Consider the following 11,510-nt stretch of genomic DNA (forward strand, 5'->3'; position numbering starts at 1 on the left):
GCGCTCAAGCTAACCGTGATCCGCGACGGTTCAACCCATGGGGCGCCCAAAGAAAAAGGCCGACATTTCCGCCGGCCTCTTCAAATCATCGATGCGTCGCCCGATCAGGCGGCGGCTTGCTCGGCCAGCTTGGCCTTGACCTGGCGCTTGATGCGCTGGGCCGCGAGCGACAGTTGCTCGTCGCGCGCCTTGACGATGAACACGTCCAGGCCGCCCTTGTAGTCCAGGGTGCGCAGCGCGGCGTTCGAGATGCGCAGGCTGAAGGTCTGGCCCAGGGCCTCGGACGTCACCTTGACCGCCTTCAGCGACGGCAGGAACCGGCGCTTGGTCTTGATGTTCGAGTGGCTGACCGAGTGACCGACCATCGGGCCGATACCGGTGAGTTCGCAACGACGCGACATCGTCTAATCCTTGGACGGCGCCGCCCGAAGGCGACGCATGAAACGAGAGCGCGCGGGAGGGCATCCCGCGCGAGAGCGGGCCGTATAGAGGGCGGGGCTCAGGCGAGTCAAGTTTTGGCGACACAAATGCTGCGTTCAGCCGCCGTTCAACCGGCGTCATAGATGACGTATCCTGTCGCCCTCCTGCTGCAAGAGCCCGTTCGCGCCATGACCTTCAAGCCGCTCCTCGTTCTGCCTGTCCTCGCCGGCGCCCTGCTGGCCGGTTCCGCGACCGCGCCTCAGGCGCAAGGCTCGGGCCAGCCCCAGCCGGGCTATTGGGAATACTCCACCCGCGTGCTGGGCGTCGGTGAGGCGGAGCAGAAATGCGTGCGCCAGAGCGAGATCAATCGCTTCTTCGGCGGCCTGTCGACGCGCCGGTGGCAATGCACCTATCCGGTGAAGGAGGTCGGCGGCGGCAGCGCCCGCTTCGAGGGAACGTGCCAGGATCGGCGCGGCCGCCAGGTTCGCGTGCGCCTCAGCGGCCCCTACGACAGCACGAGCTTCCGCTTCAGCGGTGGCGCCCAGCTCAGCCGCGGCACCCCCTATATTCCCGCCAGCATCACCGCCCGCCGCATCGCGGCTCAGTGCCCGGCCGGGGCGGAGTACTTCTGATCCAGTCTCCCTCCCCTTTATGGGGAGGGACGGCGAAGCGTAGCGAAGCCCGGGTGGGGAAGTTCGAAGCACCGCCGTGGATGCCCGTTCGAGCCCCACCCCGCCGCCTTCGGCGTCTTCCCTCCCCATGAAGAGGAGGGAGAAAGAAAAAAGGCCCGGGATCGCTCCCGGGCCTTTCATATCAGCGATGCGAAGCGATCAGGCCGCTTCGGCGGTCGGCTGGACGATCGGCTTCTTGGCGCTGAGCGACTTGCCCAGCAGCTCGACGGCGGCGTCCTTGTCGATCTTGTTGGCGGCGGCGACTTCGCGGGCCATGCGATCCAGCGCCGATTCATAGAGCTGGCGCTCCGAATAGGACTGTTCGGGCTGGCTGTCGGCGCGGTGCAGGTCGCGGACCACTTCAGCGATCGAGATCAGGTCGCCCGAGTTGATCTTGGCTTCGTATTCCTGGGCGCGACGCGACCACATGGTGCGCTTGATGCGCGCGCGGCCCTTCAGGACGGTCAGGGCGCGGGTGACGGTGTCGTCGGCGGCCAGGGTGCGCAGGCCGGCGGTCTTTGCCTTCTTGGTCGGGACGCGCAGGGTCATCTTCTCGTGGTCGAAGGTCACGACATAGACCTCCAGCGACATGCCCGCGACTTCCTGGGTCTCGACGGCCGCCACCTTGCCGACGCCGTGCGCCGGATAGACGACCGCGTCGCCAACCTTGAATTCCAGAACGCTCTTGGTGGTCATGTCATTCCTTTCTCGACCGAGCCGAGCGAGGCGCAGGCGCGCAGAAGTCGAACGGCTGCAAACCGGCGATGGAGGTCGCCGGTGCGATCGTCAGACTTCATACGCGGAAACGGATCACCCAACCTCTGGCCGATCCCGCCTTCGTGGGCGGGATTCTGTCGCAAACGCGGGCGGCGCGAGGCTTTCGCGGACCGCCCGACCCAATGTGCAGGAACCTATCACAAAAACGCGGAAATTCAAAACATCCACAGCCCGTCCGGGGGGATGGCGAATCCGGGGTCCGCGAACGACCCCGTCGGGTCAGCTGCCCTTGCCGGGCTTTGTAGAGAAGTATTTCTCGAACTTGCCGGTCTCGCGCTCGAACTGCTCGCGGTCCGACGGGGGCGTGCCCTTCACCGTGATGTTCGGCCAGACCTTGGCGTATTCGGCGTTGACCTGCAGCCACTTGCCGTCCGGTTCGTCCTCGGTGTCCGGCACGATTGCGTCGACCGGGCACTCAGGCTCGCAGACGCCGCAGTCGATGCATTCGTCGGGCGCGATGACCAGGAAGTTCTCACCCTCGTAGAAGCAGTCGACGGGGCACACCTCGACGCAGTCCATGAACTTACATTTCACGCAGGCGTCGGTGACGATGTAGGTCATGCGGGCGAAGGAACGCTGAGGCTTGAAGAGAGGGAGCGGGGAGAGCGGCAGGGCAGATGACCCCCGCTGTCGGCCCTGTCAACCGATGCGCGCAAGGGACGCATCGACTTTCCCTTGCGCCCGGCATGAGATGCGCTATTTGCACCACCAGTCGTTACAGTTAGCGACGTCCTATTCTCCTTTTCCAAGCGGAGCCTTCATGCGCCTGTCCACCACCGCCGTCGCCGCCGTCCTCGCCGTCCTCGCTCTCAGCCTGACCGGCGGGGTCGTCACGGCCCGCACCGCCACGACCCAGGCGCCCGCCGAGGTCCAGGCCGGGACCTACAAGCTGGACCCCAGCCACGGTAAGATCACCTGGACGGTCGCCCACCTGGGCTTCTCCCACTACGTCGGCCAGTTCGTGAACGTGTCGGCCGACCTGACGCTGGACCCGGCCAACCCTTCGGCCTCGACCCTGACGGCCACCGTGCCCCTGGCCGACGTCGATCCGAACGACGACGCCCTTAAGGCTCACCTGCAGACGCCGGACTTCTTCGACGCCGCGCAGTTCCCGACCGCCACATTCGTCGCGCGCTTGATCGTGGTGGACGCCGGGGACCCGACCGAGGCGGATGTGATCGGCGACCTGACCCTGCGCGGCGTGACGCGTCCGGTGACGCTGGAGGTCCAGTTCAACAAGGCTGGCCCGTCCATGGGCGGCGCCTACAGGGTCGGCTTCGACGGCGAGGCCACCATCAAGCGCTCGGAGTTCGGCATTCAATACGGCATCCCGATGGGCCTGGGCGACGAGGTCGGACTGCACATCGAAGGCGAGTTCGTGAAGCAACCCTGATCAAGGGCCTAACGCTCGCCGCGCGGCGCCTCGCTGCGTGAGGCGAACTGCACGTGAGGTAGACGAAGGCGGGCCGATGGCTCGCCTTCGTCATGTCTGGGATGCGTCGAGATCAAAATACAGCGCCCGCGCCTCGGCCGGCGGCCCGCGCCGGTCGCCCAGCGCCGCGACGCGGACGGCCGTCACCCGGCCGGCCAGCGCGAAGACCAGCTCATCGCCGACATGAACCGACCGGCTGGGCTTATCCAGCCGTGTCTGTCGCCCCTGATGCGTCAGCCGGATCGCGCCCTTCTCGACCAGATCGGCGGCCAGCCCCCGCGTCTTGGCGAACCGCGCCCGCCACAGCCAGACGTCGATGCGGCAGCTATCGGGCGAGGCAGTCGTCTCCGGCATCGTCCGAACATGGGCGCGCGCGCACGCCGCCGCCAGCCGTTGACCAACAACGCAACATATGTAGAGTTATTGCCATGACGCGCGCTCGCCGACCCTCCGCCCAGACCCTCGCCGTGCTGACGGCGCTCGGCGCCCAGCCGAGGGAATGGCTTTACGGCCTGGAACTGGCGGCGGCGACCGGCCTGAAGTCCGGCAGTCTCTATCCGATCCTGATCCGGCTGGCGGACCGCGGCTGGCTGGAGAGCCAGTGGCTGGAGCCGCAGCGCGAAGGTCGCCCGCCGCGCCACGCCTACCGCATCACCGGCGCCGGCCGCGCGGCGCTGCGCGAGGTAATCGGCACTCGCCCCGTCTTCTCGCCGAAGGGATCGCCCGCATGAGTTCGCCCATCGCTCGCGTCGTCATGTCTCTGGCCGAGAGGCTCGCGCCGCCCGCCCACGCCTCGTGGAGCGCCGCCATGCGCGCGGAGTTCGAGGCTCTCGGCGGCGGGCCTGGATCGACGAAGTGGGCTCTAGGGTGCCTGGTCTCGGCGACGGGATGGCGGGCGCGGGCGGAGGCGGGCTGGGTCGCCGCTTCTATGCTTGGGTGCGCCAGCGCCTATTTCCTCAATGCCCAGATATTCTTCGTGGTCGTCGACTGGGCGCAGGCGAACAGCACCGTCTGGTTCAACACCATGCAGGCCGTTCAGGCGGCGCTTCTGTTCGCCCTCTGTTTTGCGCTCGTCGCCGTCTGGCCGCGGCGAGCCTGGCTCATCGGCGGTGTTGTGCCGATGGTCTGGTTGATGGGGTGGCCTCTGGCCGCTTTCGTGCAGAATCTGCGCGACAGCCTGAACGACCCGCTCCTCATGCTGGACGTCGAACCGGCGATGCCTTTCATCGCCTTCCCCTTCTGGTGGTTGGCCCAGCAGACATGGGCCGGCGTGCTCGGCGCCATCTTTGGATGGAGCCTTTGGCGGGTGACGCGGGGCCGGGCGGCGCGCCTGCCGGCTACGTCACTTTAACTTTCGCGCGCCTCGGGCGCCGGCGCCGCGCCGGTTCCGGGCGGGCGGTCAGTTCGGCCAGTTTGGCGAAGGGCGAGTCGGGGCGGATCGCGACGGGGCGGCCCTCTCGGTCAGGCATCTGGGCGCGAACGGTCTTGAGGGCGGCCCAGATCGCCCTGGCGTCGCCGGCGGTCCAGCCGAGGGATGCGAGCGCTTCTTCGGAGAGATTTCCGTTGTTCTCGCGGCGCAGGTCCGCCGCGCGCTCCAGATCCTCGACCGGCACGGCCCAGCGGCCGGCGGCGCGGGCGCCGAAGGCGGACAGGGCGCGAGGCGAGGGCGCCGGGATAGGCAGCAGGCTCAGGCCCTGAGGCTTGGCGCGGAAGGGTTCGGCGGCGGTGAAGGCCTGCGACAAGACGCGGCCGCGCGGCTTCAGGGCGCCGGGCAGCCAGACCGAATGGGCCCCGACGCGGATTGCGAAGGCCTTGATCGTCCGGCGCTCGACCTGACTGAGGGCGGCCAGGTCGCGCTCGACGTCGCGGCGGTCGATGACGCCGCCGGCCTCCAGCAGCCGAAACGCGATGCCCCGCGGCAGGCCCTTCAAGGCGCCGCTCTCGACCGCCGATTTCAGGCGACGCAGGTCACGCAAGGCCCGCCCGGCCTCGGACGCCAGCCAAGCCTCGATGCGGCGCTGGGCCCGGTCGCGCGCGGGCGGAGGCCCCAGGTCGCCGATCAGCCGGACGCGCGGGCTGAACGGGTCGGTGTTGACGACCTTCGCCGCCAAGGCCCCGGACCACAGCACGTCACCCTCCGGCGTCAACGAGAAGGCCTCATCGCCGTCTCCGGCCAACCTGCCCAGTCGCCTGGCGATCTCCGGCGTCACGGCGCGCAGCGCCGCCGCCTTCAGCGTACGGTCTGCCAGGGCCGAGCCGCCGACGTCGGGCGCGAACCGTACGCCCGCCAGATGACCGACCGATTCCCCGTCCACGGTGACGACGCCGTTCGCGGCCACCTCCGCCATCGTCGCCTTGCGGTCTTGCAGGGACCGCATCAGGGCCGTGGTCTTGCGATCCACGAACCGCGCGGTGAGGCGCTCGTGCAGCACGTCGCTGAGCCGATCCTCCAGCGCGCGCGCCCGCTCCCGCCACGCCTTGGCGCCCTCTAGCCAGTCGGGCCGATTGGCGATGTAGCTGAGGGTGCGCACCCCCGACAGGCGGGCCGACAGCTGGTCGATCTGGCCGTCGTCTCGGTCGACCTCGGCGAAGCGCGGCGCGAACCAGTCTTCGGTCAGGCGGCCGCGCTTGCCGGTCAGGGCGTGGAAGACGTCGCGCGACAGGCGCACGTGTTCCTCCAGCGTGGTCTTCTGGAAGTCGGGCAGCTGGCACGCTTCCCACAGGCGCATGATCGTCCCGCGCGATCGGCCGATGCGCTTGATCTCGTCGTCCTGCATGGCCCGGCGCAGCAGGGTCTCGTCCAGCGCCTGGCCCGTCAGCCTCAGGCCGGGGACATCCGGCACCTGGACGAGCGAGCGCAGCAGGTCGGGCAGGGTGTCGAAGTCCAGGCGGGCGTTGCGCCACTCGATGGCCTGGATGGGATCGAATCGATGCTCGACCACCTGCTGCACCAGATCCTCGTCCAGCTCCTCGGCCTCGCCCGTGACCCCGAAAGTGCCGTCGCGAACGTGGCGGCCGGCGCGGCCGGCGATCTGGGCGATCTCGTGGGCGTGCAGCCAGCGGGTGCGGCGGCCATCGAACTTGCGCATCCCGGCGAAGGCGACATGGTCGACGTCCATGTTCAGCCCCATGCCGATGGCGTCTGTGGCGACCAGGAAATCCACCTCGCCGGACTGGAACAGGGCGACCTGCGCGTTGCGGGTGCGGGGGCTGAGCGAGCCCATGACCACGGCCGCGCCACCCCTCTGGCGCCGGATCAGCTCGGCGATGGCGTAGACCTGGTCGGTCGAGAAGGCGACGATGGCGCTGCGCCGGGGCAGGCGGGTCAGCTTCTTGGATCCGGCGTAGGACAGGGTCGACAGCCGGTCGCGGGTCACGATCTCGACGTCCGGGATCAGCCGCCGTATCAGCGGCGCCAGGGTCGCGGCGCCCAGGAACATGGTCTCGAACCGGCCCCGCGCATGCAGCAGGCGCGAGGTGAAGACGTGACCCCGCTCCGGGTCGGCGGCCAGCTGGATCTCGTCGATGGCCAGGAACTCGACCTCGCGCTCCAGCGGCATGGCCTCGACCGTGCAGACCCAATAGTGAGGTCGCGGCGGGATGATCTTTTCCTCGCCGGTGACCAGGGCGACGGCGGCGGCGCCGCGCTGTTTGACGATCCGCTCATAGATCTCGCGGGCTAACAGACGCAGCGGCAGGCCGATCATGCCCGAGGCGTGACCCAGCATCCGTTCGACCGCCAGATGGGTCTTGCCGGTGTTGGTCGGGCCGAGAACGGCCGTGACGCGAGAGGGCGGCAGGCCTGTGGCGCGGTCGCTCATGAAAGGAAGGTGGGCCTAGACGCGGCGATGCTCAAGCGGCGCCGTGCAGTTCCTCCTCCAGTGAGACGAGAGCCGGCCCGCGCGCAACCCGATGGGCGAAGCGGTCGTTCCTCCAGCCAAGGAGATCCCCATGCTGCGAACCCTCGTCCTCACCGCCCTCCTGGCGTCCGCCGCGACCGGCGCTTCGGCCCAGACCGTTCGTCCCAACGACGGTCAGTTGACCTGCGCCCAGATGTCGGACGAGGCCGCGACCCTCAGCGCCGGTTTCGGGGAAGACAGCCCCGGCATCTTCGGACGCGTGGCCGGGGTCGCCAAGGCGGGCGCGGCGATGCTGGTCCCCGGCGCCGGCCTCGCCATCGCCGGAGCGGACGCCGTGACGCAGCCGGGCCGCCAGGCCGAGGAACGGCGCGATCAGGCCCAGCGTGATCGCTGGAACTATCTGAACGGGCTCTACGAAGGGCGGGGGTGCAACGATCAAGTCGCCGCGGCCACGACTACCGCCCCGGCGCCGCCCGCCGCGCCGCACACGGCAGCGGTTAATGCGCCCACTGTTTCGGTGGAACAGGCGCGAAACGAATCAGGACCGAATCACTGACACCGCCCGATTCAGGGTTTGTTCCCTACAAGATATTGTATCTTAACGACGATTAACCACAACGGCGATCGGGCGGTCTGCGGTTTTCGGAAACGGGCGCTTTACCGGCCGCCCGCGCACCGGCTAGGGCAGGCGCCGTTGGCCCCGTAGCTCAGCTGCATAGAGCAAGGCTTTCCTAAAGCCGAGGTCGCAGGTTGGAGTCCTGCCGGGGTCGCCAACACCCCCCGAAATCACCGTCAGAATTCGTAGCCGAAGTGCTCGATGTCGCGCTGAAAAACGGCTGCGACGTCGGCCCGCGCTGCGGCGGAGTAGGCTTCGCGGTAGGCGTCGGGATTAGACGCCGGATTGTTGTTCAGGTGCATCACCCGCAGCCCCAGCCGCCCGTCGGTCCGTTCGTTGATTTCGCGGATACCGGCGTCCAGATCCTCGAGACGCAGAACATAATCGACCACGACCGCGCCGGTCTCGTCGGTCATCCAGTCCAGCTGGGTCTGGACGCGGGTCGGATGGCTGCAGGTGTCCGACGCGTAGCGCAGGCGCGCGCAGAAGGTCTCAAAGTCCATCTTCTCCGAGAGCTGAAGGCCCTGTCGGCGCTTGTAGAGGGACAGGGCCCGCGTCCACGGATTTCGCACGCTGGCGAACTTGAAGAAGCGGTCGAACGTCTGTGTCGCCTGACGCCGGACGTCCGCGTCGCTGGGCACCGCTTCGGGGTCGGTCGGGAAGGACCGGTTGCGCCCCAGGGCGTTCAGCAGGAAGTGGGTATAGAGGCTGTCACGCACCTGCAGGATGGTCAGATGCGGATTGTCGATCAGCTTGGGCCCGGGCTGCGACAGCTGCTTGCGGATCGAGGTGGTGCCCGTCCGGGGCACGGCGATGAAGATCGCCTCGCGCTCGAAATTCACCGCTTCGTTCAATAGTCGCAAGAGGCTCGCCCGGCTGTCCGTGTGGGCCGCGGACTAGACAGCACCGGCCGCGATTTATCCAGCGCAGACCGGGGCGCTGCGAAGCGGCCTTGGCCGGGGTCGCGACGTGGAATAAGTCCTTCTGCAGATTGGTCAGGAGCTGTCATGCGCCGTCTCGCCCCTTTCGCCCTTCTCCTCCTCGCCGGCTGCGCCATGAGCGCGCCGCCCATGACTTCGCCCGTGACGGCCGGTCGGGCCGCGACGCCCGCGCCCTTCGCGCCGATCGTCATGACGCCGGACGTCAGCTTCCTGACCCCGGAAGAGAAGCGGGTCGTGAACCTGCTGATCGAGGCGTCCGACCTGTTGAACGAGGTCTACCTGCGCCAGTTCAGCGAGCGGAACCCCGCCCTGCGCGCCGAGATCGCCGCCAGCGACCGGCCGGACCGCGAAGCCCTGCTGGCGCGCTTCGATCTGAACGGCGGAGTGTGGGACGTGCTGGACGGGTTCAAGCCCTTCTATGGCGACCGGCCGCTGCCGGACGGTCACGGCCTCTATCCTGAAGACCTGACAGTGTCCGAGTTCGACGCCTGGCTGGCGGCCCATCCGGACCAGCGCGAGACTATGCTGAGCCCCTACACCGTAGTGCGGCGCTCGGGCGACGGGTTCGTGGCCGTGCCCTATTCGCAGGCTTATCGCGAGTGGCTGGAGCCGGCGGCGCGGAAGCTGGAACAGGCGGCGGCGATCACGTCGAACGCCAGCCTGAAGACCTTCCTGACCCTGCGGGCGCAGGCCTTCCGCACAGACGACTATTTCGCGTCCGAGATGGCGTGGATGGACGTCGAGGGCACGCCCATCGAGGTCGCGATCGGACCCTATGAGGTCTACACCGACGGCCTCTACGGCGCGAAGACGGCGTTCGAGAGCTACGTCACCATCAAGAACCCGGCCGAGAGCGCGGCCCTGGACAAGTACAAGGCCTACCTCCGCCGCATGGAGGAGAACCTGCCGGTCGACGACCGCTACAAGAACTTCCAGCGGGGCGGCTCGTCGCCGATCGTGGTGGCGGAAGAGATCTACGCCGGCGGCGATGCCGTACCGGGCGTCCAGACGGCGGCCTTCAACCTGCCGAACGACGAGCGGGTGCGCGAGGCCAAGGGGGCCAAGAAGGTGATCCTGTCCAACGTCATCGACGCCAAATACGAGCGCATTCTGGGGCCGATGGCCGGGCTGGTGCTGGCGTCCGACCAGGCGCCGCACGTGGCCAAGAAATACATGCTGCTGGAGACCCTGTTCCACGAGCTGTCGCACAGCCTGGGGCCGGGCACGATCACTGTCGGCGGTCGCCAGACGACGGTCGGCGCCGAGCTGCGCGACATCTACAGCGCCAGCGAGGAGGGCAAGGCGGACGTCATGGGCGTCTGGAACATCCTCTACATGATGGACCAGGGCGAGATCCCGGCCGCCGAGCGGCCCCAGCTGTTCGCCACCTATTTCGCCGGCATCTTCCGCGCCATGCGCTTCGGCGTCGACGAGGCGCACGGGCGCGGCGCGGCGATGCAGTACGGATACCTGAAGGCCAAGGGCGCCTTCGCCTGGGATGCGGCGGCGGGCCGCTACCGGGTGAACGATGCAGCCATGGAGCGGGGCGTGCGCGACCTGGTCCACGACCTAGTGGTGCTGCAGGGCGACGGCGACCGGGCGGGCATGACGGCCTTCTTCGACCGGTACGCGGTGCTGGACGATCATGCGCAGGCGGTGATCGCCTCGCTGACGGTGCTGCCGGTCGACATCGATCCGACCTATCCGGACCGGATCTGAAGACAGCCCCTTATGCGTCGTCATCCTCGGACTCGATCCGAGGATCAGGCGTAGGTCGTGCCGAACAATGATGGCTCATGCCGGATCGCTTCAGCCCTCGCTGATTGCGCACCCGGTCACCTGATCCTCGGATCAAGTCCGAGGATGACGGCGCGGATTTGGCGCGGTTGCGCCTAGAACGGCCCGTGCTTGCCGATGCTGGCCCACTCCGGCGGGGCGGCCTTGTGGACGTATTGCTCAGACACCAGCCAGCCCTTGATCGGGCGCAACACGACCAGACAGGCCAGGGTCAGCAGCGGCAGGGTCACCACGAAATGCACCCACACCGGCGGGTGGACGGTGAACTCGAACCACATGAACAGCGCCATGCCGACGGTGCCGACAAAGCTCATGCCGAAGAAGGCCGGGCCGTCCGCCGGGTCGGCGAAGGCGTAGCTGAGCCCGCAGGCCGGGCACTCCTCGCGGATTTTCAGGAAGCCGCGCAGCAGCGGCCCCTTGCCGCAGCGCGGACAGCGGCACTTCAGGCCGGTCTTCAGGGTGCTCAGGCGCGGATAGTCGGTCATGATCCGACCCACGTCGGCCCGATGGCGGCGCTCCGCAAGGGCCGAAGTGTCGCGGCCTATCGCACCGCGTTCCAGACGAAGACGAAGTTGCGGTGCTCGGCCCAGGTCTGACCCTCGACATGGTCGCCGACCGCGCAGGCGGCGGTGTGATAAGGGCCGGCGCCGTCCGTGGTGCGGAAGGAGACGCACAGCCGGCCGTGCTGGCGTTTCCAGCGGCCGGCCTCGATGTCGCTCTGGTAGAACATCCCCGTCACCGTGCCGTCGGCGGCCAGGTTCAGATGCATGGGCCGGGTATAGGGCTGTGCCGGGTCGACCGACAGATCGACGGTCCAGTCGCCCTCCAGCGCCGATGTCGCGGGCGCTTCCGCCGATGCTGGGGCCTGCAGGGCGGCAGCGAGGGCAAGGGCGGTCAGCATGGCGATCTCCTGAAGGGCGGCCTTCGCCCAGATACGCGCGTTCTACCATTAAGGATTAACCGCGATTAAACGGCTTGCCTGCACCGTGCGCGCGA

14 protein-coding genes and 1 tRNA gene are annotated in these 11,510 nt (G+C 68.2%); 7 read left to right on the top strand and 8 right to left on the bottom strand.

Features of this window, described 5'->3' with window-relative positions:
* Positions 1-104: 104 nt before the first annotated feature.
* The gene (gene rpmB, locus ASG17_RS14420) at positions 105-401 is read right to left on the bottom strand and encodes a 50S ribosomal protein L28 (protein WP_082496314.1); all 297 of its coding nucleotides are present in this window, start codon (positions 399-401) and stop codon (positions 105-107) included.
* 162 nt (positions 402-563) lie between these two features.
* On the opposite strand from rpmB, the gene ASG17_RS14425 reads away from it, so the two are divergent.
* Positions 564-1,052, top strand: a complete 489-nt coding sequence (locus tag ASG17_RS14425) for a DUF3617 family protein (RefSeq protein WP_056105206.1) — start codon at positions 564-566, stop codon at positions 1,050-1,052.
* A 198-nt stretch (positions 1,053-1,250) separates the two neighbouring features.
* Here the strand turns inward: ASG17_RS14425 and ASG17_RS14430 are convergent, their stop codons facing one another.
* Together ASG17_RS14430 and fdxA are read right to left on the bottom strand one after the other, a co-directional pair.
* The gene (locus ASG17_RS14430; RefSeq protein WP_056105208.1) at positions 1,251-1,787 is read right to left on the bottom strand and encodes a CarD family transcriptional regulator; all 537 of its coding nucleotides are present in this window, start codon (positions 1,785-1,787) and stop codon (positions 1,251-1,253) included.
* 300 nt (positions 1,788-2,087) lie between these two features.
* A complete protein-coding gene (gene fdxA, locus ASG17_RS14435; protein WP_056105210.1) occupies positions 2,088-2,429 on the bottom strand; it encodes a ferredoxin FdxA in 342 nt (113 codons plus the stop codon).
* Positions 2,430-2,628: 199 nt separating this feature from the next.
* Between fdxA and ASG17_RS14440 the strand changes: the two genes are divergently transcribed.
* Entirely contained in the window at positions 2,629-3,261 is a 633-nt protein-coding gene (locus ASG17_RS14440; RefSeq protein ID WP_056105211.1) for a YceI family protein, read from the top strand.
* Between the two features lie 90 nt (positions 3,262-3,351).
* Here the strand turns inward: ASG17_RS14440 and ASG17_RS14445 are convergent, their stop codons facing one another.
* Complete coding sequence (locus tag ASG17_RS14445) at positions 3,352-3,654, bottom strand: RNA-binding S4 domain-containing protein (protein ID WP_056105213.1); 303 nt, start codon at positions 3,652-3,654, stop codon at positions 3,352-3,354.
* A gap of 74 nt (positions 3,655-3,728) precedes the next feature.
* Here ASG17_RS14445 and ASG17_RS14450 point away from each other — a divergent pair, with 74 nt between their 5' ends.
* Positions 3,729-4,031: a PadR family transcriptional regulator gene (locus ASG17_RS14450; protein WP_056105214.1), complete on the top strand. Its 303-nt coding sequence runs from the start codon at positions 3,729-3,731 to the stop codon at positions 4,029-4,031.
* The gene (locus ASG17_RS14455) at positions 4,028-4,651 is read left to right on the top strand and encodes a hypothetical protein (protein WP_056105216.1); all 624 of its coding nucleotides are present in this window, start codon (positions 4,028-4,030) and stop codon (positions 4,649-4,651) included. The genes ASG17_RS14450 and ASG17_RS14455 overlap by 4 nt, the downstream gene beginning before the upstream one ends.
* Here ASG17_RS14455 and ASG17_RS14460 read toward each other — a convergent pair.
* Positions 4,638-7,121, bottom strand: coding sequence for a helicase-related protein (locus ASG17_RS14460; RefSeq protein WP_056105218.1), 2,484 nt, complete (start codon positions 7,119-7,121; stop codon positions 4,638-4,640). The genes ASG17_RS14455 and ASG17_RS14460 overlap by 14 nt on opposite strands.
* 130 nt (positions 7,122-7,251) lie before the next feature.
* Between ASG17_RS14460 and ASG17_RS14465 the strand changes: the two genes are divergently transcribed.
* Entirely contained in the window at positions 7,252-7,716 is a 465-nt protein-coding gene (locus tag ASG17_RS14465; RefSeq protein WP_156367890.1) for a hypothetical protein, read from the top strand.
* 140 nt (positions 7,717-7,856) lie between these two features.
* A tRNA-Arg gene (locus ASG17_RS14470) sits at positions 7,857-7,933 on the top strand.
* A gap of 19 nt (positions 7,934-7,952) precedes the next feature.
* On the opposite strand, the gene ASG17_RS14475 is transcribed toward ASG17_RS14470, so the two are convergent.
* The gene (locus ASG17_RS14475; RefSeq protein WP_156367891.1) at positions 7,953-8,639 is read right to left on the bottom strand and encodes a sulfotransferase family 2 domain-containing protein; all 687 of its coding nucleotides are present in this window, start codon (positions 8,637-8,639) and stop codon (positions 7,953-7,955) included.
* A 144-nt stretch (positions 8,640-8,783) separates the two neighbouring features.
* On the opposite strand from ASG17_RS14475, the gene ASG17_RS14480 reads away from it, so the two are divergent.
* The gene (locus tag ASG17_RS14480; RefSeq protein WP_056105225.1) at positions 8,784-10,436 is read left to right on the top strand and encodes a DNA mismatch repair protein MutT; all 1,653 of its coding nucleotides are present in this window, start codon (positions 8,784-8,786) and stop codon (positions 10,434-10,436) included.
* Between the two features lie 173 nt (positions 10,437-10,609).
* On the opposite strand, the gene ASG17_RS14485 is transcribed toward ASG17_RS14480, so the two are convergent.
* Entirely contained in the window at positions 10,610-10,999 is a 390-nt protein-coding gene (locus ASG17_RS14485) for a DUF983 domain-containing protein (RefSeq protein ID WP_056105227.1), read from the bottom strand.
* Between the two features lie 56 nt (positions 11,000-11,055).
* The gene (locus ASG17_RS14490; RefSeq protein WP_056105229.1) at positions 11,056-11,415 is read right to left on the bottom strand and encodes a hypothetical protein; all 360 of its coding nucleotides are present in this window, start codon (positions 11,413-11,415) and stop codon (positions 11,056-11,058) included.
* Between the last annotated feature and the right edge of the window lie 95 nt (positions 11,416-11,510).

The organism is Brevundimonas sp. Leaf363, from assembly GCF_001424025.1.
Classification (GTDB): Bacteria; Pseudomonadota; Alphaproteobacteria; order Caulobacterales; family Caulobacteraceae; genus Brevundimonas.